Source organism: Streptomyces sp. NPDC050264, from assembly GCF_040655895.1.
Taxonomy (GTDB): Bacteria; Actinomycetota; Actinomycetes; order Streptomycetales; family Streptomycetaceae; genus Streptomyces.
In genome coordinates, this window is sequence record NZ_JBFAKV010000003.1 from 383,363 (window position 1) to 403,478 (window position 20,116).

The 20,116-nt window shown below is 67.3% G+C and carries 19 protein-coding genes; 9 read left to right on the forward strand and 10 right to left on the reverse strand.

The window, feature by feature from the left end; translation table 11 throughout:
* Nucleotides 1–18: 18 nt before the first annotated feature.
* From gyrB to dnaA, 6 genes are all read right to left on the reverse strand, one after another.
* Nucleotides 19–2,091, reverse strand: a complete 2,073-nt coding sequence (gene gyrB / locus AB0J02_RS06900; protein ID WP_363192510.1) for a DNA topoisomerase (ATP-hydrolyzing) subunit B — start codon at nt 2,089–2,091, stop codon at nt 19–21.
* A gap of 275 nt (nt 2,092–2,366) precedes the next feature.
* On the reverse strand, nt 2,367–2,954 hold the full coding sequence (locus AB0J02_RS06905; RefSeq protein ID WP_363192511.1) for a DUF721 domain-containing protein: 588 nt from the start codon (nt 2,952–2,954) through the stop codon (nt 2,367–2,369).
* Nucleotides 2,951–4,075, reverse strand: a complete 1,125-nt coding sequence (recF, locus tag AB0J02_RS06910; protein ID WP_363192512.1) for a DNA replication/repair protein RecF — start codon at nt 4,073–4,075, stop codon at nt 2,951–2,953. The genes AB0J02_RS06905 and recF overlap by 4 nt, the downstream gene beginning before the upstream one ends.
* A 101-nt stretch (nt 4,076–4,176) precedes the next feature.
* A complete protein-coding gene (gene gnd / locus AB0J02_RS06915; protein WP_363192627.1) occupies nt 4,177–5,076 on the reverse strand; it encodes a phosphogluconate dehydrogenase (NAD(+)-dependent, decarboxylating) in 900 nt (299 codons plus the stop codon).
* Between the two features lie 162 nt (nt 5,077–5,238).
* A complete protein-coding gene (dnaN, locus tag AB0J02_RS06920) occupies nt 5,239–6,369 on the reverse strand; it encodes a DNA polymerase III subunit beta (protein ID WP_363192513.1) in 1,131 nt (376 codons plus the stop codon).
* A gap of 902 nt (nt 6,370–7,271) precedes the next feature.
* On the reverse strand, nt 7,272–9,275 hold the full coding sequence (gene dnaA / locus AB0J02_RS06925) for a chromosomal replication initiator protein DnaA (RefSeq protein ID WP_363192514.1): 2,004 nt from the start codon (nt 9,273–9,275) through the stop codon (nt 7,272–7,274).
* 380 nt (nt 9,276–9,655) lie between these two features.
* Between dnaA and rpmH the strand changes: the two genes are divergently transcribed.
* From rpmH to AB0J02_RS06970, 9 genes are all read left to right on the forward strand, one after another.
* Nucleotides 9,656–9,793 carry a 50S ribosomal protein L34 gene (gene rpmH / locus AB0J02_RS06930; RefSeq protein WP_003967884.1) on the forward strand — a complete coding sequence of 46 codons (138 nt, stop codon included), beginning with the start codon at nt 9,656–9,658 and terminating at the stop codon, nt 9,791–9,793.
* Nucleotides 9,794–9,813: 20 nt separating this feature from the next.
* Nucleotides 9,814–10,185, forward strand: coding sequence for a ribonuclease P protein component (gene rnpA, locus AB0J02_RS06935; RefSeq protein WP_363192515.1), 372 nt, complete (start codon nt 9,814–9,816; stop codon nt 10,183–10,185).
* On the forward strand, nt 10,182–10,532 hold the full coding sequence (yidD, locus tag AB0J02_RS06940; RefSeq protein WP_363192516.1) for a membrane protein insertion efficiency factor YidD: 351 nt from the start codon (nt 10,182–10,184) through the stop codon (nt 10,530–10,532). The genes rnpA and yidD overlap by 4 nt, the downstream gene beginning before the upstream one ends.
* Before the next feature lie 8 nt (nt 10,533–10,540).
* Nucleotides 10,541–11,839, forward strand: a complete 1,299-nt coding sequence (yidC, locus tag AB0J02_RS06945) for a membrane protein insertase YidC (protein WP_363192517.1) — start codon at nt 10,541–10,543, stop codon at nt 11,837–11,839.
* A 27-nt stretch (nt 11,840–11,866) separates the two neighbouring features.
* Entirely contained in the window at nt 11,867–12,379 is a 513-nt protein-coding gene (locus AB0J02_RS06950; RefSeq protein WP_363192518.1) for a R3H domain-containing nucleic acid-binding protein, read from the forward strand.
* 106 nt (nt 12,380–12,485) lie between these two features.
* Complete coding sequence (gene rsmG / locus AB0J02_RS06955) at nt 12,486–13,202, forward strand: 16S rRNA (guanine(527)-N(7))-methyltransferase RsmG (protein ID WP_363192519.1); 717 nt, start codon at nt 12,486–12,488, stop codon at nt 13,200–13,202.
* Between the two features lie 298 nt (nt 13,203–13,500).
* Nucleotides 13,501–14,577, forward strand: coding sequence for a ParA family protein (locus tag AB0J02_RS06960; RefSeq protein ID WP_363192628.1), 1,077 nt, complete (start codon nt 13,501–13,503; stop codon nt 14,575–14,577).
* Nucleotides 14,574–15,677 (forward strand): ParB/RepB/Spo0J family partition protein, encoded by a 1,104-nt coding sequence (locus tag AB0J02_RS06965; RefSeq protein ID WP_363192520.1) that lies wholly within the window; start codon nt 14,574–14,576, stop codon nt 15,675–15,677. Before AB0J02_RS06960 ends, AB0J02_RS06965 begins: the two co-directional genes overlap by 4 nt.
* 304 nt (nt 15,678–15,981) lie before the next feature.
* Nucleotides 15,982–16,599, forward strand: coding sequence for a GNAT family N-acetyltransferase (locus AB0J02_RS06970; protein WP_363192521.1), 618 nt, complete (start codon nt 15,982–15,984; stop codon nt 16,597–16,599).
* Between the two features lie 96 nt (nt 16,600–16,695).
* Here AB0J02_RS06970 and trxA read toward each other — a convergent pair whose 3' ends face one another.
* From trxA to sigM, 4 genes are all read right to left on the reverse strand, one after another.
* Nucleotides 16,696–17,028: a thioredoxin gene (trxA, locus tag AB0J02_RS06975; RefSeq protein WP_363192522.1), complete on the reverse strand. Its 333-nt coding sequence runs from the start codon at nt 17,026–17,028 to the stop codon at nt 16,696–16,698.
* A 46-nt stretch (nt 17,029–17,074) separates the two neighbouring features.
* Nucleotides 17,075–18,052 carry a thioredoxin-disulfide reductase gene (trxB, locus tag AB0J02_RS06980; RefSeq protein ID WP_363192523.1) on the reverse strand — a complete coding sequence of 326 codons (978 nt, stop codon included), beginning with the start codon at nt 18,050–18,052 and terminating at the stop codon, nt 17,075–17,077.
* Nucleotides 18,053–18,193: 141 nt separating this feature from the next.
* Complete coding sequence (locus AB0J02_RS06985; protein ID WP_363192524.1) at nt 18,194–19,117, reverse strand: hypothetical protein; 924 nt, start codon at nt 19,115–19,117, stop codon at nt 18,194–18,196.
* Nucleotides 19,114–19,833, reverse strand: a complete 720-nt coding sequence (gene sigM / locus AB0J02_RS06990; RefSeq protein ID WP_363192525.1) for an RNA polymerase sigma factor SigM — start codon at nt 19,831–19,833, stop codon at nt 19,114–19,116. Before sigM ends, AB0J02_RS06985 begins: the two co-directional genes overlap by 4 nt.
* Nucleotides 19,834–20,116: the final 283 nt, after the last annotated feature.

Genomic DNA, 20,116 nt, shown 5'->3' on the forward strand with positions numbered 1-20,116 from the left:
CGGTCAGCTGAGACCGACTCAGATGTCGAGGAAGCGGACGTCCTTGGCGTTGCGCTGGATGAACGAGCGGCGTGCCTCGACGTCCTCGCCCATGAGGACCGAGAACAGGTCGTCGGCCTGGGCGGCGTCGTCCAGGGTGACCTGGCCGAGCACGCGGTGCTCCTGGTCCATCGTGGTGATGCGCAGCTCCTCTGCGTTCATCTCACCGAGACCCTTGAATCGCTGGACCGAGTCGTCGCGGATGCGCTTGCCGTTCTGGCGGCCGAGCTCGATCAGGGCGTCGCGCTCGCGGTCCGAGTACGCGTACTCGAAGTCCTCGCGGCCCCACTTGATCTTGTAGAGGGGCGGGCGGGACAGGAACACGTGCCCGGCCTCGACCAGCGGCCGCATGAAGCGGAAGAGGAACGTCAGCAGCAGGGTGTTGATGTGCTGGCCGTCGACGTCGGCGTCCGCCATCAAGATGATCTTGTGATAGCGGAGCTTCTCGATGTCGAAGTCCTCGTGGACGCCGGTACCGAAGGCGGAGATCAGTGCCTGGATCTCCTGGTTCTGCAGGATCTTGTCGATCCGCGCCTTCTCGACGTTGAGGATCTTGCCCCGGATCGGGAGGATCGCCTGGTACTGCGGGTTACGGCCGGATTTGGCCGAACCGCCGGCGGAGTCACCCTCGACGATGAAGATCTCGCACTTGGTGGGGTCGTTCGACTGGCAGTCGGAGAGCTTGCCCGGCAGGGACGCCGACTCCAGCAGACCCTTGCGCCGGGTCAGGTCGCGCGCCTTGCGGGCCGCCACGCGCGCCGTGGCCGCCTGGATGGACTTGCGGATGATGTCCGAGGCCTCGACCGGGTTCCGGTCGAGCCAGTCCGTGAGGTGCTCGTGCACGACCTTCTGGACGAACGTCTTCGCCTCGGTGTTGCCCAGCTTGGTCTTGGTCTGGCCCTCGAACTGCGGCTCGCCCAGTTTGATCGAGAGGATGGCGGTCAGACCCTCGCGGATGTCGTCACCCGTGAGGTTGTCGTCCTTCTCGCGCAACAGCTTCTTGTCGCGCGCGTACCGGTTGATGAGACCGGTCAGCGCGGCGCGGAAGCCTTCCTCGTGGGTGCCGCCCTCGTGCGTGTGGATCGTGTTCGCGAAGGAGTAGACCCCCTCGCTGTAACTGGTGTTCCACTGCATCGCGACCTCGACGGAGAGGAGCCTCTCCTTGTCCTCGGCCTCGATGTCGATCACGGAGGGGTGAACGACCTCGCCCTTACGGGAGTTGAGGTACTTCACGAAGTCGACGATGCCGCCTTCGTAGTGGTACGTCACCGAGCGCGCTTCGTCGACGTCGGACGCGTCCGCGGTGTCCGCACCCACGACAGCCTTGGCCGAGTCGCGCTCGTCCGTGAGCTTGATCGTCAGGCCCTTGTTGAGGAAGGCCATCTCCTGGAAGCGCCGCGACAGCGTTTCGAAGGAGTACTCAGTGGTCTCGAAGATGTCGCCGTCGGCCCAGAAGGTGACCGTGGTGCCGGTCTCCTCGGTGGCCTCGTGCTGGACGAGCGGCGCGGTCGGAACGCCCGCCTTGTAGTCCTGCGTCCAGCGGTGGCCCTCGGTCTTGATCTCGACGGAGACCTTGGTGGACAGCGCGTTCACCACGGAGACGCCCACGCCGTGCAGACCACCGGAGACGGCGTAGCCGCCGCCGCCGAACTTGCCGCCCGCGTGCAGGACGGTCAGCACGACCTCGACGGCCGGCTTGCCCTCGGAGGGGATGATGCCCACCGGGATGCCACGGCCGTTGTCGATGACGCGGACGCCGCCGTCGGGAAGGATCGTGACGTCGATCGTGTCCGCGTGGCCGGCCAGGGCCTCGTCGACGGAGTTGTCCACAACCTCCTGCACCATGTGATGCAGGCCACGCTCACCGGTCGAGCCGATGTACATGCCGGGTCGCTTGCGGACCGCGTCCAGCCCTTCGAGGACCGTGATCGCGCTCGCGTCGTATGAGGCCTCTGTTGCCCCTACGAGCGCGTGCGCGCCGGCGTCGGTGGACGGGATGTTCTCGTTGGGGTTGCCGGAATCGGCCACGAAGCGCCCTTTCTGGCACAGCACAAGCCAAGCTCCCGGTTGGTGGCCGGTGCGGCTGCGGCGTGTTGGTTCGGTAAGCCCTAGTCAGCGTTGCTCGGTGCGTCCCACAAGTGGGGCGGGATTAGCTTCCAGTCTACCGGTAGCGCCGACAGTGATGGGGGTTTGGCGGTACCTGAGTCCGCACGTGCCGCCCTCAACCGGTCTCGGCCGACTCCCCATATGCGGAGCGGGGCTCCAAGAGGCTCACAGCGGCACTCAGCGCTTCGGGGTGTCAACCCCCAGCTACCGGAGCCGCGCTGTCACCCATAGGTGTCGTTGTGACCGGTGCTTCCAGGGGCGCGCAAGGGGCCGTAGCGACGGGGGCCACCACCGGGATTCTTGATGTCGATCCGGCGCACCGTGCCGTGCCCGAGGTCCTCGTTGAGGCGCTTGACCAGCTGCGGAGCCAACATGCGCACCTGCGTCGCCCAGGCCGTCGAATCGCACTGCACCACCAGGACGCGCTCGTCCTCGTCATACTTTTGCGGCACACAGTGCTTGGCGAGATCCTCACCGACGATTTGCGGCCAGCGGCCCATGACACCGCCGACGGCAGCCGGCGTCTCCCACCCGCGCTCGGTGATCAGCCGGTTGATGGCAGGGCCCAGCCCCATCGGGTCGCGCCCGTCCGCGCGCGCCCCCGACCTCAGTCCGCCACCGCGCCGGACCTGCTTCTTCTGCTGCGCCGCGGCTCCACGCGCGCGTGCGGCCTCTTTCGCCGCTCGTAGGGCGACGCGGGCAAGGTCGACACCAGAAGGCTCCGGGACCGCTTGAGGTTCCCGCGGCCTGCCGGACTCTCCCGGACCGTCGGCGCCTGCGGCCCCGTCGGGAAATGTGCCGTCGCTCACAGTCGCTCCACCGCCCCGTCGGAGACGGCGAAGCGCGTACCGGCGAGCACACCCGGTACGTCGTCGTCGACCGCGGCCGTCACCAGCACCTGCTCACCGGGCGCCACGAGCTCCGCGAGACGCTCCCTGCGGCGCGCGTCCAGCTCCGCGAAGACGTCGTCGAGGACGAGCACCGGTTCGTTCCCCTCGGCCCTCAGAAGGTCGTACGAGGCCAGCCGCAGGGCCAGCGCGTACGACCAGGACTCGCCGTGGCTCGCGTACCCCTTGGCGGGCAGCTGGCCCAGCTTGAGGATCAGCTCGTCGCGGTGCGGGCCGACCAGCGTGACCCCGCGCTCGATCTCCTGCTTGCGCGCTCCTTCGAGGGCGGCCAGCAGCTGTTCGGAAAGCTCCTCGCGCGCGTGCCCGACGATCTCCGGCGATGACGGCTTGTAGTCGAGGGCGACCGGGCCGCCGCCGGGAGCCAGCTGTTCGTACGCCTTGTCGGCCAGCGGCTGCAGCGTCGCGATCAGATCGAGCCGCTGGGCGAGCAACTCGGCGCCCGCGCGCGCGAGATGCTGGTCCCACACGTCGAGCGTGGAGAGGTCCATGGAACGGCCACCGTGCCGCCGGGCGAGTGCCGCCGACTTCAGGAGCGTATTGCGCTGCTTCAGGACCCGGTCGTAGTCGGAACGTACGCCTGCCATGCGCGGCGAGCGGGCGGTGATCAGCTCGTCGAGGAAGCGGCGGCGCTCACCGGGATCGCCTTTGATGAGTGCGAGATCCTCGGGGGCGAACAGCACGGTCCGTACGATGCCCAGCACGTCACGGGGCCTGACCTGCGACGACCTGTTGATGCGGGCGCGGTTGGCCTTGCCGGGGTTCAGCTCGAGCTCGATGAGCTGCTGTCGGTCACCCTGGCGCACCTGGGCCCGGATGACGGCGCGCTCGGCGCCCATCCTGACGAGCGGGGCGTCCGAGGAGACACGGTGGCTGCCCAGGCTGGCGAGATAGCCGACGGCCTCGACGAGGTTCGTCTTGCCCTGCCCGTTCGGGCCCACGAACGCGGTGACGCCCGGGTCGAGAGGGACCTCGGCCCGGGTGTACGAGCGGAAGTCGGCCAGTGACAGGTGCGTGACGTGCATGGTCGTGGGCCGACCTCCCCCGGAGTTCGCTCACCGCTGTGGATCCGCCGGGGACCCACAGCGGACTGGTTGGCGCTGTGGACTGCTGGTTGCGCTGCGGACTAGCTCTTCTCGACGGCGTGGCCGCCGAACTGGTTGCGCAGTGCCGCGATCATCTTCATCTGCGGCGAGTCGTCCTGCCGCGAGGCGAAGCGCGCGAAGAGCGACGCGGTGATCGCCGGCAGTGGGACGGCGTTGTCGATGGCGGCTTCCACAGTCCAGCGGCCTTCACCGGAGTCCTGTGCGTAACCGCGCAGCTTGTTCAGGTGCTCGTCCTCGTCGAGGGCGTTGACCGCCAGGTCGAGCAGCCAGGAACGGATGACCGTTCCCTCCTGCCAGGAGCGGAAGACCTCGCGCACGTCGGTCACCGAGTCCACGGCTTCCAGGAGCTCCCAGCCCTCGGCGTAGGCCTGCATCATCGCGTACTCGATGCCGTTGTGGACCATCTTCGCGAAGTGGCCCGCGCCGACCTTGCCCGCGTGCACGGAGCCGAAGTCGCCCTCCGGCTTCAGGGCGTCGAAGACCGGCTGGACCTTCGCCACGTCCTCGGCGGTGCCGCCGTACATCAACGCGTAGCCGTTCTCCAGGCCCCAGACGCCGCCGGAGACACCACAGTCGACGAATCCGATGGCCTTGACGCCCAGCTCGACGGCGTGCCTCTCGTCGTCGGTCCAGCGGGAATTGCCACCGTCGACGACGATGTCACCGGGCTGCAGGTGCTCGGCCAGCTCGTCGATCGTGGACTGGGTCGCCGCGCCCGCGGGCACCATCACCCACACCACGCGCGGACCCTCGAGCCTGCCCACAAGTTCTTCGAGACTGTGGACGTCAGCGAGGTCCGGATTGCGGTCGTAGCCGATGACGGTGTGGCCTGCGCGGCGGATGCGCTCGCGCATATTGCCGCCCATCTTGCCGAGGCCGACGAGACCGAGCTCCATCAGTGGTTCCTTACGTTGCGACAGGGCGTGAGGGGCGCGTGACGGCTCCTGGCCGTGCGTTCGCACCTGTGCCTGAGCCTAAACCTGGGGGTACCACCCACGCCTTTCGGGCAGTGGGCGGGCTCACGCACACACCTGTGGACAGGTCGCTCAGGCGTACCCCGAGCGACCGTGTCCTTCGGCGACTCAGCCCGACAGCCGCACCGGCATGATCAGGTACTTGTACGCGTCGTCCGCCTCTGCGTCCACGGCAGGCTTGCCACTGAGCAGCGCGGGCTTGGTGGACGTCGTGAACGACAGCTGGGCGACCGGGGAGTCGATCGCGCTGAGGCCGTCCAGCAGGAACGTCGGATTGAAGGCGATCGAGATGTCGTCGCCCTCCAGCTGGGCGTCGACCCTCTCCACAGCCTGTGCGTCGTCGCTGGAGCCGGCCTCCAGGATGAGCACGCCCTGCTCGAAGCTGAGCCGCACCGGAGTGTTGCGCTCGGCGACCAGGGCCACACGCTTGACGGCCTCCACGAAGGGGGCGGTCTCGATGACGGCCACGGAGTTGAACTCCGTCGGGAACAGCGTGCGGTACTTCGGCAGGTCGCCTTCCAGAAGGCGCGTGGTGGTACGGCGGCCCGCACCCTCGAAGCCGATGAGCCCCTCGCCCGCACCCGAGCTGGACAGGGCCAGGGTGACCGTGTCGCCGCTCGTGAGCGCCTTGGCGGTGTCCAGGAGCGTCTTGGCGGGCACCAGGGCGACCGCGGAGGCCTCCGGGTCCTCCGGCTTCCACAGGAACTCGCGGACCGCGAAGCGGTAGCGGTCGGTGGACGCCAGCGTCACCGTCTCGCCCTCGATCTCGATGCGCACACCGGTGAGGACGGGCAGCGTGTCGTCACGGCCGGCGGCGATGGCCACCTGCTGCGCGGCGGAGGCGAAGACCTCCCCGGGGACGGTGCCCGTGGCGGTCGGCATCTGCGGCAGCGACGGGTACTCCTCCACAGGAAGGGTGTGGAGTGTGAACCGCGAGGAGCCGCAGACCACGGTCGCTCGTACACCGTCTGTGGAGATCTCCACCGGACGGTTGGGCAGGGCGCGGCAGATGTCGGCGAGGAGACGGCCGGAGACGAGCACCGTGCCCTCTTCGTCGATCTCCGCGTCCACAGAGACGCGTGCCGAGACCTCGTAGTCGAAGCTCGACAAGCTGAGTGCGCCCTCCTCGGCCTTCAGGAGAAGGCCCGCGAGGACAGGCGCAGGCGGTCGTGCCGGGAGGCTTCGTGCCGCCCAGGCCACCGCCTCCGCGAGTACGTCGCGTTCCACCCGGATCTTCACCGTAAGCCGCCTCCTGCTTATTGCTGGCTGCTCTCGCCCTGCGTTGGTCATCGGTCTCGTCGTCAGACGTGGTGTCACTCGGCCCACCGATGGGGAGAACACCGGGGACCAGTCTGACGCACCGCGCTGACAGTCGGTGCCCGTCGGGGTCAAGTCGCACCGAGCGGCAGTCGAGCAGCCGGGAGCAAGTTGTGCACAGCCCCCACTTCGAAACGGATTCCCAGCTCTCTCTAGTTGTCAGTAGTAGTAGGGGCTGTGGAAACCGTGGATAACCGTTAGTTCGCAGGTCAGAGGCGATTTTTTGTCCACCGAGGCTGTGGGCGGAGCCGGTGGACAACCGACCATTTCTGTGGACGGCGAAAAGTTCTGCACACCCCATGCACAGGACCGGGTGACTTCTCCCCAGGGCCGTCCCCAGCTTTACCCACGTTCCCCACAGCCCAACCGACCTCCTCGGTGTGACGCCTTTCACTCGCCACGGTGATGGGGCGCGTCGCGTTGCCGAACAGTGGACAGCGGTGTGGAGAAGCTTCGGATCGCTGTGCACAACAGCTGACATCCTGTGGGTCGACGGTGGACAACGGCATGCACAGGCTGTGGAAGAAAAAACTGTCCACAGCCTGTGGGTAACTTTTGTCCACCAATCCACAGGCACCTGACCTGGCCTGATGGTTTGTCACCAGCTCCCGCTGTGGACACAGTCTGGACAACTTTTCGTTCCCCAGGCTGTGGACCGAAAAAATCTGGCACATCTGTGGAGAACACCCGTAACGCGCCCAGTAATCGAACACCGGCGCAGCGCGAGGTCGTACACAACTGCGGACGGGAGCGTCCGCGCATACGAAGAAGGGCGCTCCAGGAGTCGATCCCGGAGCGCCCTACAGGGACGTGGCTGGGTGCTGTCAGCCGTTCTTGATGCGGTTGGTGAGCTCGGTGACCTGGTTGTAGATCGAGCGTCGCTCGGCCATCAGGGCGCGGATCTTGCGGTCCGCGTGCATCACGGTGGTGTGGTCGCGGCCGCCGAACTGGGCGCCGATCTTCGGCAAGGAGAGGTCGGTCAGCTCGCGGCACAGGTACATGGCGATCTGGCGGGCCGTCACCAGGACGCGGCTGCGGGAGGATCCGCAGAGGTCCTCCACGGTCAGGCCGAAGTAGTCGGCCGTCGCCGCCATGATGGCCGGCGCCGTGATTTCCGGGGACGCGTCCTCGCCACCGGGGATCAGGTCCTTGAGGACGATCTCCGTGAGTCCCAGGTCGACGGGCTGTCGGTTGAGCGACGCGAACGCCGTGACCCGGATCAACGCCCCTTCCAGCTCGCGAATGTTGCGCGAGATGCGGGAGGCGATGAACTCGAGGACCTCGGGAGGAGCGTTGAGCTGCTCCTGCACGGCCTTCTTACGGAGGATCGCGATACGGGTCTCCAGCTCGGGAGGCTGGACGTCCGTGATCAGGCCCCACTCGAACCGGTTGCGCAGCCGGTCCTCCAGGGTCACCAGCTGCTTGGGCGGCCGGTCGCTGGACAGCACGATCTGCTTGTTGGCGTTGTGGAGGGTGTTGAAGGTGTGGAAGAACTCCTCCTGCGTCGACTCCTTGTCCGCGAGGAACTGGATGTCGTCGACGAGAAGGATGTCCATCTCGCGGTAGCGCTTGCGGAAGCTGTCGCCCTTGCCGTCGCGGATGGAGTTGATGAACTCGTTGGTGAACTCCTCGGAGCTCACGTACCGCACGCGCGTGCCCGGGTAGAGACTACGGGCGTAGTGCCCGATCGCGTGCAAGAGGTGGGTCTTGCCGAGCCCCGACTCCCCATAGATGAAGAGGGGGTTGTACGCCTTGGCCGGTGCCTCGGCGACGGCGACGGCGGCCGCGTGCGCGAACCGGTTCGAGGCGCCGATGACGAAGGTGTCGAAGAGGTACTTGGGGTTCAGGCGGGCGGTCGGCTCCCCTGGGCCCGTCGCCGGCGCGGGCTGTGCGGCCAGCGGGCCGGGAGCGCCGCTGGGCACGCCGCGGCCACCGGGGCCGGGCCCTGTGGGACCGCCGTCCTGACCGCGTCGGCCGCCCACCGACGGTTCCCCTTGGTCACGTCGCTGGCGGCGGTCGTGCGGCGAGTCGTAAGAACCGCGTTCTTCGTAAGAGCGCCGCTCGTCGTAGGAGGACCGCTCTTCATAAGAGGGGCGCTCCGCCTGCTTCTGCTCGTAAGGGGAGCGGTCCTGCTGCTGGTCGTAGCGGCCACGTTCGGAGTCGTACGGCTGCTGCTCGTAGGGCGACCGCTCTTGCTGCCGGTAGTCGTGCTGCGGCTGGTGCGAGGGGCTCGCGTACGGATCGCGCTCGGGGAAACCGAGGCGCGGCTGCTGCCAGCCGTACTCGTCCTGGGGCCGCGGCCAGGCGCCCGGCTCGGGGCGCTGATAGTCCGGGTACGCGGGTCGGGCGGTGGGGAGTGGGTCGGCACGTGGAGCCTGCGGTTGCTCGCCGCGAGGGCCTTGGCCGTGCTCCTCCGGCCCGCGTCGCTCGTAGCCGTCATAGGCGTCGCGGCTCTCGTACGTGTCGCGGGGCTGGCCGGGAGCGGAGGGCGGCTCGGTGTCCTCGTAGCGGTGTTGCTGGACCGGCGGGGCGGCCGGCGCGGGCGTCTCGCCCATGGAGTCGTCGACCGTGATCGCGATCCGGATGGGGCGCCCGCACTCGCGGCTCAGCGTCTCGCTGACGACCGGGGCGAGCCGGCCTTCGAGTACGCCCTTCGCGAATTCGTTGGGCACCGCGAGAAGTGCGGTGTCGGCGACCAGAGCCAGTGGCTGGCAGCGCCGGATCCAGTGTTCGTCCTTCGTCTCGACGCCCTGTCCGCGGCCTTCCCCGAGGAGTTTCTCCAGAACTTGTGGCCACACTGCGGCAAGATCGGCAGGTACATCAGCCACAGGGCACGCTCTCTCGCTGGTCCCACGAACGTGTGGTTCTGGGACGGATCGGGAAGAAAATCGGGTGGGGCGGTGAGAAGGGAACGAATCGGAGTTCAGCCACGGTAGTCAGCGCGACCGCTGCGGTTCAAGTTGTTGTCCCCAGCCTGTGGACAGTGTCTCGCGCGTGACGCTGGTTTGACCGGATGGCGTAGCCGCGCGTACCGTAACCAGGTCGAGTTGTCGATGGCTGCTGCCGCCTGCCTCCGATGGGCAAGGTCACGGTCCCCGCATTTTGAGGGTCGTGTAGCGGTGCACTCGGGCGTATTGCGAGCTACTCGTGGGCGCACGGTGACAGCCAGGCGATGTCCCGCCACCACACGATTTTCTGGAGCCCCCGAGTGAGCAAGCGCACCTTCCAGCCGAACAACCGTCGTCGCGCCAAGACCCACGGTTTCCGCCTTCGCATGCGGACCCGCGCCGGTCGTGCGATTCTCGCCAACCGCCGTGGCAAGGGTCGCAGCAGCCTGTCCGCCTGATCTCGTAATCAGGTCATGACGTGCTGCCTACCGAGTATCGGCTGAGGCGGCGCGAAGACTTCGCGACCGCGGTACGCCGAGGACGCCGGGCCGGACGCCCGCTTCTCGTCGTCCATCTACGTAGCGGTTCAACGGACCCGCACGCGCTTGGGGAGAGCGTTTCCCCATCGCGTGCGGGTTTCGTCGTGAGCAAGGCCGTAGGTGGAGCCGTCGTGCGGAACGCGGTCAAGCGCCGTCTTCGCCACCTCATGCGCGACCGGGTGGCCTTGTTGCCCCCAGGTAGCCTGGTAGTCGTACGCGCGTTGCCCGGAGCGGGCGACGCCACCCACGCAGAGCTGGCCCGAGACCTGGATACCGCCCTTCAGCGGTTGCTGGGAGGGGGCGCGCGATGAAGTACCCACTGCTCGCTTTGATCAAGATCTACCAGTGGACGATCAGTCCGCTGCTCGGTCCGGTGTGCAAGTACTACCCGTCGTGTTCCCACTACGGCTTCACGGCCATCGACCGGCACGGCGCGATCAAGGGAACAGCCCTCACCGCCTGGCGCATCCTTCGATGCAACCCATGGTCGCCCGGCGGTGTAGACCACGTTCCACCACGCAAGCGTCCGCGCTGGCACGAGATGCTCCGCGACGCCTTGCGCGGGGACAAGAAAGCGACCCCCGTCGTTGAGGGCGACAGCCCCTCTGCCCAGGACGGCCCGTCCGCAGCGACTTCGCCCAATGCCCAAGGAGCCTGATCAGGGACATGATTTCCGATATCGTCAACGCGATTTCCGGTGTCTTCGCGTTTCTCACGACCCCGGTGTCCTGGGTCATCGTCCAGTTCCACAAGGTCTTCGGGGCCGTCTTCGGCCCTGACACTGGATGGGCCTGGGGTCTGTCGATCGTGTCCCTGGTGGTGCTGATCCGGATCTGCCTGATCCCGCTCTTCGTGAAGCAGATCAAGGCGACCCGGAACATGCAGTTGCTCCAGCCTCAGATGAAGGCGATCCAGGAGCGCTACAAGACCGACAAGCAGCGCCAGTCCGAAGAGATGATGAAGCTCTACAAGGAGACGGGCACCAACCCGCTCTCCTCGTGTCTTCCCATCCTGGTGCAGTCTCCGTTCTTCTTCGCGCTGTACCACACGCTCTCCGGCATCGCCGACAACAAAAAGATCGGCGTCATCGACCAGTCGCTGCTGGACAGCGCCCAGAAGGCGCACATCTTCGGTGCGCCGCTGGCGGCCAAGTTCACGGACAGTGCCAGCGAGGTCGCCAAGATGGGCGCCTCTCTGACCGATGTCCGCGTGGTCACCGCGATCATGATCATTCTGATGTCGGCGTCGCAGTTCTACACGCAGCGTCAGCTGATGACCAAGAACGTCGACCTCACGGTGAAGACGCCGTTCATGCAGCAGCAGAAGATGCTGATGTACGTCTTCCCCCTGATCTTCCTGTTCATGGGTATCAACTTCCCCGTCGGTGTTCTCGTCTACTGGCTGACCACCAACGTGTGGACCATGGGCCAGCAGATGACCGTGATCAGCAGGAACCCCACGCCGGGCAGCAAGGCGCAGGCCAAGATGCTCGAGGTCCTGCAGAAGCACGTCGTCACGCACAGTTCCACCCGTACCAAGCGTGAGCGGAACATCGTCAAGGGCATCGTCGCCAAGGGCCGTGACCGCAACGAGCAGGAACGCAAGTTCATCAACGGCCTGAGCAAGGCCGGTCTCGCGGCGCAGGCCGATGGCACCGTGGTGAAGAGTTCCGCTGCCACGGAGGTCCTGGACGAGGACGGCATGCCCGCCGGCACCCCGAAGCGGCAGCAGCCCAAGCGTCAGTCCAAGTCGCAGCGTCAGACGGGTGTGACCGCACCGGGCGCGAAGCCTGAGCCTTCCTCGCCGGCGAAGCCCTCGCTGGAGAAGAAGGACGAGCCGGAGGACGCCGCTCCTCAGGCGAAGCAGGGCGGATCCACGCCCGCCACTGGTGCGAACGGCCGGAGCAAGGCCAAGTCCGGCCAGCGCAAGGGCCAGCAGCGTTCCAAGTCCTCGTCCAAGAAGTAACCCTCGACGTAAGAAGGAGTCCATCCCGTGACGGAAGGCACCACCTCCGCCGCTCCTGAGGCCGGCGACACCCTGACCCGCCTCGAGCAGGAGGGTGAGATCGCTGCGGACTACCTTGAGGGTCTGCTGGACATCGCCGACCTCGACGGTGACATCGACATGGACGTCGAGGCCGACCGCGCCGCCGTGTCCATCGTCAGTGACGCGAGCGGTCGCGATCTGCAGAAGCTGGTCGGCCGCGACGGAGACGTCCTCGAAGCCCTCCAGGAGCTGACGCGTCTCGCGGTGCACCGTGAGACGGGCGACCGCAGCCGTCTGATGCTGGACATCGGCGGGTACCGCGCCAAGAAGCGTGCGGAGCTCACCGAGCAGGGCGCCAAGGCCGCGGCCGAGGTGAAGAACACCGGTGAGCCGGTCAAGATGCAGCCGATGACGCCGTTCGAGCGCAAGGTCGTGCACGACGCGGTCAAGGCCGCCGGCCTGCGCAGCGAGTCCGAGGGCGAGGAGCCGCAGCGCTTCGTCGTCGTGCTTCCTGCCTGATCGGCACGTTGCTTCCCGGCCCCGTCTGTTCGCAGGCGGGGCCGATCTTTGTCAGCCTGTTAGTCAGCCACCCAGTGCGGTATTGCGGTACGGAAGGACGGTCCCCGTGACGGAGGCAGCAGAACTCCCCCCGGCTCCGGAGCAGGCCCGGGCGGTATTCGGCGAGCGCTATGCGGATGCCGTCCGGTACGCGGAGCTTCTCGCCGACGCGGGGGTGCAGCGCGGCCTCATCGGGCCTCGCGAGGTGCCGCGTCTGTGGGAGCGGCACATTCTCAACTGCGCTGTGCTCTCCGAAGTGGTTCCGGAAGGCGTCACCGTGTGCGACGTCGGTTCGGGTGCCGGGCTGCCGGGCATCCCGCTGGCGCTGGTCCGGCCGGACCTCAAGATCACGCTCCTTGAGCCGCTGCTGCGCCGTACGACGTTCCTGACCGAGGTGGTCGAGCTGCTCGGGCTCGACCATGTGACGGTGGTGCGCGGTCGCGCCGAGGAAGTTCTCGGCAAGCTGACGCCCGTCCATGTCGTCACGGCGCGGGCCGTGGCCCCGCTGGACCGGCTCGCCGCGTGGGGTGTTCCACTGCTTCGGCCGTACGGGGAGATGCTGGCCCTCAAGGGCGATACGGCTGAGGAAGAACTCAAGGGCGCCGGCGCGGCGCTGAGCAAGCTCGGCGCGGTGCAGACCTCGGTGCTGCATGTTGGTGAGGGCGCGGTCGACCCACTGTCCACTGTGGTGCGGGTGGAGGTCGGCGAGAGCCCGGGCGGCGTGCGTTTCGCCGCCAAGCGCGCCAAGGCGGCTCGCACGGGCCGCACCCGGCGTAGGCGTTGATCGCTGAGGCGGTGTGGTGATGTGTACCGCTGATCCGTCCTGACGACCAGCGGTACTCCACAAAACCTGTCAAACGTACGCATGTCGGGGTGTCGCGCGAGACTGCGCCCGGCTGCGGTGCATCGTGTTTCACGTGAAACGTCGCTCACTGCTGCATGGCATCATCAGTCGCGGCCGCACAGCGGCCGCCCCCCGCGACCGTAGACCTTTCGGATCCCTCAAACCGGGCACGGAGTTGTCCACACCGGGGGATCCATCCACAGAAGACCGGGCCTCGCTGGTTCTCGACCCCGAAGACATGGGAGGCTCTGTTCATTGCGAGCCTGAAGTCGAGGAGAGTGAATCCTTGCGGTCCGACGCCAACATCGCGGGACCGATGACCGATCCGGTCCCCGGTCCCCGCACCGAGTCGGCGGGGGAGGATGTTTCACGTGAAACACCGCCCCCGATGGACGACACACCCATCGGTCGCGCTGCCCAACTGGCAGTGGAAGCTCTTGGCCGTGCGGGCGAAGGCCTGCCACGCCCGGAGCAGACCCGCGTCATGGTGGTGGCCAACCAGAAGGGCGGGGTCGGTAAGACCACGACGACGGTCAACCTTGCGGCCTCGCTCGCGCTGCATGGCGCACGCGTCCTGGTCATCGATCTGGATCCACAGGGGAACGCCTCTACGGCTCTGGGTATCGACCACCACGCCGACGTGCCCTCGATCTACGACGTCCTGGTCGAGAGCAGACCACTCTCAGAAGTGGTCCAGCCCGTCGGTGACGTCGAAGGCCTCTTCTGCGCTCCGGCCACCATCGATCTCGCCGGCGCGGAGATCGAGCTGGTCTCTCTCGTCGCCCGGGAGAGCCGACTGCAGCGAGCCATCCAGGCGTACGAGCAGCCGCTGGACTACATCCTGATCGACTGCCCGCCGTCGCTCGGTCTCCTGACGGTCAACGCCCTTGTCGCCGGGGCCGAGGTGCTGATCCCGATCCAGTGCGAGTACTACGCGCTGGAGGGGCTCGGCCAGCTCCTGCGCAACGTGGATCTCGTGCGTGGACACCTCAATCCCACCCTGCACGTCTCGACGATCCTGTTGACGATGTACGACGGGCGCACGCGGCTGGCTTCCCAGGTGGCAGATGAGGTCCGTAGCCACTTCGGCGAGGAGGTGCTGCGGACGAGCATTCCTCGCTCGGTGCGCATCTCGGAGGCGCCGAGCTACGGGCAGACGGTGCTGACCTACGATCCAGGGTCGAGTGGTGCACTCTCCTACCTCGAAGCGGCGCGCGAGATGGCGCTGCGCGGGGTCGGGATCCACTACGACGCCCAGCATGCCCACGTGGGCACTCAACTTGACCAGCAGAGCACGCCGGAGGGTATTCAGTGAGCGAGCGACGGAGGGGACTGGGCCGTGGTCTCGGTGCGCTGATTCCGGCTGCCCCCACGCCAGAGAAGACGGCGTCGAACGCCCCGGCAGGAGGAGCCTCGGCTTCTTCCGCCGCTGTGCCGATGCTGACAGCGGAGCGCGGGGTGGCGGCCGCGAAGGTGGCATCGCTTCCGCAGGCGCCTGTACCGCGGGAATCCGAAGAGACGACCAGCAATACGGTGGACGGCTTCGAGAGTCCTGCGGGGGCGTACTTCGCCGAGCTGCCGATCGATGCCATCACGCCCAACCCCCGGCAGCCGCGTGATGTGTTCGACGAGGATGCCCTCGCCGAACTCATCACGTCCATCAAGGAAGTCGGCCTGCTGCAGCCTGTCGTCGTACGGCAGGTAGGGTCCGGGCGCTACGAGCTCATCATGGGCGAGCGCCGTTGGAGGGCCTGCCGGGAAGCGGGGCTCGAGCGGATTCCTGCCATCGTGCGGGCCACGGACGACGAGAAGCTCCTTCTCGACGCGCTCCTGGAGAACCTGCACCGTGCGCAGCTGAACCCGCTGGAAGAGGCTGCCGCCTACGACCAGTTGCTCAAGGACTTCAACTGCACGCACGACCAGCTGGCGGACCGCATCGGCCGGTCCCGCCCGCAGGTGTCCAACACCCTGCGTCTGCTGAAGCTCTCCCCGGCGGTGCAGCGGCGGGTCGCTGCAGGTGTCCTGTCGGCCGGTCATGCCCGTGCGCTGCTGTCCGTCGACGACTCCGAGGAGCAGGACCGGCTCGCCCACCGCATCGTGGCTGAGGGGCTCTCGGTGCGCGCCGTCGAGGAGATCGTGACCCTCATGGGGTCGCGGCCCACGAGCACGGCGAGAGCGAAGGGGCCGAGGGCAGGCGCGCGCGTGTCTCCGGCACTGAATGTCCTCGCCACGAGGCTCTCGGACCGGTTCGAGACGCGGGTGAAGGTCGACCTGGGGCAGAAGAAGGGCAAGATCGTCGTCGAGTTCGCGTCGATGGACGATCTGGAGCGCATCCTGGGCACGCTGGCCCCGGGTGAAGGACCGGTTCTTCAGAACGGTCTGCCCGAGGCGGACGAGGGCGACGAGCAGGACTGACCTCCTTCGCGCAAGAAGGAAGCGGGCCGTGTCCGGTGTGTACCGGAACACGGCCCGCTCTTTGCTTTCTTACGGTATCGATGGAATCGCATCATGGTTACGATGCGACCGGGAAGAGCGCATTCACCCGACAGCACCTCACAGGGGAGGCGGGGGTCATGCGATCGGTGAGTCGCACGGGACTGCTGACCGCAGGTCTCGGACTGGGCGCGGTTGGCGGATTCGTCGGCGGCCTGCTCAGGGAGCGGGGCACACTGACAGCCGCCCGCGTCGCTGCGGGGGAAGGAAGCGAGGATCTGCCTTCATGGGGCGTCGGCTCGTACCGCTCACACTGGACAACCTTCCGGACCTTCCCAAGCGTTGCCGGTCGTGTGTCTTCTGGGAGCTCGACCCAGTCAGCGGTCAGGCCGCGGTAAGAGCGGGCACTCCGGAGCTGGAGAAGGAAGCGTGGATCTCGGGCGTCCTGCTGGAGTGGGGCTCATGCGGTCGCGTTGTCTACGTCGATGACGTCCCGGTCGGGTTCGTGCTCTACGCGCCGCCCGCGTACGTTCCGCGGGCCACCGCATTCCCCACCAGCCCGGTGTCCCCCGATGCTGTTCAGTTGATGACCGCCTGGATCATGCCGGGCTATCAGGGCCAGGGGCTCGGCAGAGTCATCGTGCAGACCGTCGCCAAGGACTTGCTGCGGCGCGGCTTCAAGGCGATCGAGGCCTTCGGTGATGCCCGATGGAAAGAGCCTGCCTGCCTGCTTCCAGCAGATCACCTGTTGTCCGTGGGCTTCAAAACGGTCCGGCCTCATCCTTCGTACCCGAGGTTGCGCCTGGATCTGCGGACGGCGCTCTCCTGGAAAGAGGATGTCGAAATGGCTCTGGACCGGTTGTTGGGCGCGGTACAGAAGGAGCCCGCACTGCGTCCGCTGTAGGCACCCACTGACGCCGAAGGGCCGACCCGCTCTGGGTCGGCCCTTCGTGTTTCACGTGAAACAGCATCTGCCGTTCGTGAAACGGCGTCGACGAGATTACTCGGCGATGAAGTCCTCGAGGTCACGCACGATCGCGGCCTTGGGCTTGGCACCGACGATGGTCTTGGCGACCTCGCCACCCTGGTAGACGTTCAGGGTCGGGATCGACATGACACCGTACTTGGCGGCGATGCCCGGGTTCTCGTCGATGTTCAGCTTGACGATCTCGATCTTGTCGCCGTACTCGGCCGCGATGGCCTCGAGCGACGGCGCGATCTGACGGCACGGTCCGCACCAGGCGGCCCAGAAGTCGACCAGGACGGGCTTGTCGTTCTTCAGGACATCCTCGTCAAAGGAGGCGTCCGTCACGTTCTTCAGGTTGCCGGCCACAGCGGGCTCCTCATTTCTTGGGGGGTTGCGGAAGTGAAAGTTCGGTTCAGACGCTGGCGGTCGGCGTCTTCTCGGGCTCGGCGGCTTCGCCGTCGGCGAGCGCGGCCAGGAAGCGCTCGGCGTCGAGAGCGGCGGAGCAGCCGGTGCCGGCCGCCGTGATCGCCTGGCGGTAGGTGTGGTCCACGACGTCACCGGCGCCGAAGACTCCGGTCAGGTTCGTGTGGGTCGACGGGGCCTGCACCTTCAGATAGCCCTCGTCATCCAGGTCGAGCTGCCCCTTGAAGAGCTCCGTGCGCGGGTCGTGCCCGATCGCGATGAACAGTCCGGTCACCGGCAGCTCGGACGTCTCCCCCGTCTTGAGGTTGCGCAGCGTCAGGCCGGCGAGCTTCGGGGCGCCCTTGATCTCGGCGACCTCGCTGTCCCAGACGAACTTGATCTTCGGGTCGGCGATGGCGCGCTCCTGCATCGCCTTGGAGGCGCGCAGGGTGTCGCGGCGGTGCACGATCGTCACGGACTTGGCGAAGCGCGAGAGGAAGGTCGCCTCCTCCATCGCGGTGTCGCCACCACCGATCACGGCGATGTCCTGATCCTTGAAGAAGAACCCGTCGCAGGTCGCGCACCAGGAGACTCCGCGGCCGGACAGCGCGTCCTCGTTGGGCAGGCCGAGCTTGCGGTGCTGGGAGCCGGTGGTGACGATGACGGCCTTCGCGCGGTGCACGGTGCCGGCGGTGTCCGTCACGGTCTTGATCTCACCGGACAGGTCGACGTTCACGATGTCGTCGGGCACGAGCTCGGCGCCGAAGCGCTCGGCCTGGCCGCGCATGTTGTCCATGAGCTCGGGGCCCATGATGCCGTCCTGGAAGCCGGGGAAGTTCTCCACCTCGGTCGTGTTCATCAGCGCGCCACCGGCGGTGACTGCGCCCTCGAACACGAGCGGCTTCAGCGACGCGCGCGCGGTGTAGAGCGCCGCCGTGTAGCCGGCGGGCCCGGAGCCGATGATGATCACGTTTCGGACGTCGCTCACGGCTTGATTCCTCGTCTCTGCGGGACTGCTGCGTACTGCCGGGGGAGTCTCTTCTCAGGACTCTCACCCCACCCAACGGATCCTACGGGGCGTGCATTCCCGACGTGGTCGGGCGCACGTCAGGAGTGCGCCCGACCACCCTCAGCCGCGGTCGTAGTCGTGGGTGTAGAGCAGCTTGCCCGCGGAGGTCGCCTGCTTCACGCACGCGGAGTCCACGATGAAGGCCGTGACACGATGAGCGGGATCGGTCTTGTGGGGCAGCACGACGAGGTAGACGCTCTTTCCCTCGTACGTGCCCTTCTCCGCAGCCAGAGGATCCTCGTTGCGATGGGTTCCGAGTTGGACGCAGGCCGGGACCGTGGTGGCCAGCTTCGGCATCGGCCCGACCGTCTGCGGCGTCATGGGGCCGCTGTCCTGCGTGCCGAAGGACGGCTCGTCCGAAGAGGGAGGTGCAGAGGGTTCGCCGCCCGTGCCGAGCAGTTCAGACACCTTCGCGTCCAGCGAGCTGTCGGCGAAGGTGTCAGCGGCGCTGCTTTCCCTCGCAGTCGGAGCACCGCCGCCGTTCTGCTGCAGAAGCAGGGCACCCACGCCGAGGGCGGCCGCTGTCAGGACCGCTCCGAGTGCTGCGCTTGTACGACGGCGTGCCGTGCGGGGCTTGCGTCCTGGGCCGGCGGCGCCTCGTGGGTGCCCTGCCGGGCGGTCCACGGAATGCGGGTTCGGTTCGGGTTCGGGAGCGTCGACGACCGATGTTTCACGTGAAACGGGATCGCTTGTTTCCCTCGTACCTTCTTCCGTTCCGCCCGGGACGAGGCTGTCCAGGAGCGCTTCGGCGGCCAGCGCCGCATCTATGCGCCCGGCGATGTCCTCGGGCATGCGCGGCGGCCCCGGCAGGGTGCCGAGCATGCCGCGGATCTCCTCCATGGAGGCGTAGACATCGGCGCACAGCACACAGTTGTCGAGATGCCTTCGGACGTCGGACGTGCGGGACGCGGGCAGCAGCCCTTCAGCGAGGTCGGAGATCTCGGTGACCTCCGGGTGCTCCGCCGTGTCGGTCGTGGATGTCACGCTCGCCCACCTCCGCCCTTCACCGCAGCCGAATCATGTGGTCCTGCCTCGTCCCGAGGTCCCGCTGCCGGTGGGACGGATGTCCCCTGCGTCCGGTTCCTTCCTGGGGGCGGGTTCTCGCCACCTTCCCGGCCACCGTTCTCCGTCCGGAGGTGCGTCACGAGAGGGAGGAGCCTTGCTCTGCCGCGGGCACAACGGCTTTTGACGGTGCCGGTGGGTACGTCGAGGATCCGGGCGGCCTCCGCCACCGGGTAACCCTGCATATCGACGAGGACGAGTGCGGCCCGTTGATCGGACGGCAGTGATCCCAGGGCTTGGAGGAGTTCCCGATGGAGGTCGTTGCGCTCTGCTGGAGCGGCGGCGGACTCGTGCGGCTCCAGCAGCTGATCGAGGCGCTCGGTGTCGTCCACAGGCGACGTCTTCCGGGAGGCCGTTTTGCGGGCCCGGTCCAGGCACGCGTTGACCGTGATGCGATGCAGCCAGGTCGTCACGGCGGACTGGCCGCGGAAGGTGTGCGCGGCACGGTAGGCGGACACCAAGGCGTCCTGCACCGCGTCTGCGGCTTCCTCCCGGTCTCCCAGGGTCCTCAGGGCCACGGCCCAGAGGCGGTCCCGGTGCCGCCGCACGATCTCGCCGAATGCGTCCTTGTCCCCCGCGACGTGACGGCTCAGGAGCTCATGATCCGAGAGCTCGGATTGGGTTGACCGGCTGTCCATGCGTGTCCCCCGGAGGCCGTAGGGGAGGTGGCTCGTGACCCCAACTCGTAGACCGTTCGCCAGAATGCCATAGATCGGGCCTGGGGCGGAGCGTCCGGAGGAAGGTAGGACGGCGATCCGGCCGGACGGGCAGCAGGACGTCCCAGGAAGGAGGGCCGATGGAGATCAGCTGTCTGCTGGTTGTGGATCTTATGTGCGCGTTGAGCGGCTGCCCCGCGAAAAGGAAAAGGTGTCCGCGGCAGGAAAGCGGCTGGAACACCATGCCTGAGGGACGGCGAGCCAC

What these genes read in the sequence shown, in the direction of transcription:
- sigM (WP_363192525.1), bottom strand. Translation starts at nt 19,833, where the DNA reads ATGGACAGCCGGTCAACCCAATCCGAGCTCTCGGATCATGAGCTCCTG.
- AB0J02_RS06960 (WP_363192628.1), top strand. Translation starts at nt 13,501, where the DNA reads ATGGGAGGCTCTGTTCATTGCGAGCCTGAAGTCGAGGAGAGTGAATCC.
- yidC (WP_363192517.1), top strand. Translation starts at nt 10,541, where the DNA reads ATGATTTCCGATATCGTCAACGCGATTTCCGGTGTCTTCGCGTTTCTC.
- yidD (WP_363192516.1), top strand. Translation starts at nt 10,182, where the DNA reads ATGAAGTACCCACTGCTCGCTTTGATCAAGATCTACCAGTGGACGATC.
- AB0J02_RS06970 (WP_363192521.1), top strand. Translation starts at nt 15,982, where the DNA reads ATGGGGCGTCGGCTCGTACCGCTCACACTGGACAACCTTCCGGACCTT.
- recF (WP_363192512.1), bottom strand. Translation starts at nt 4,075, where the DNA reads ATGCACGTCACGCACCTGTCACTGGCCGACTTCCGCTCGTACACCCGG.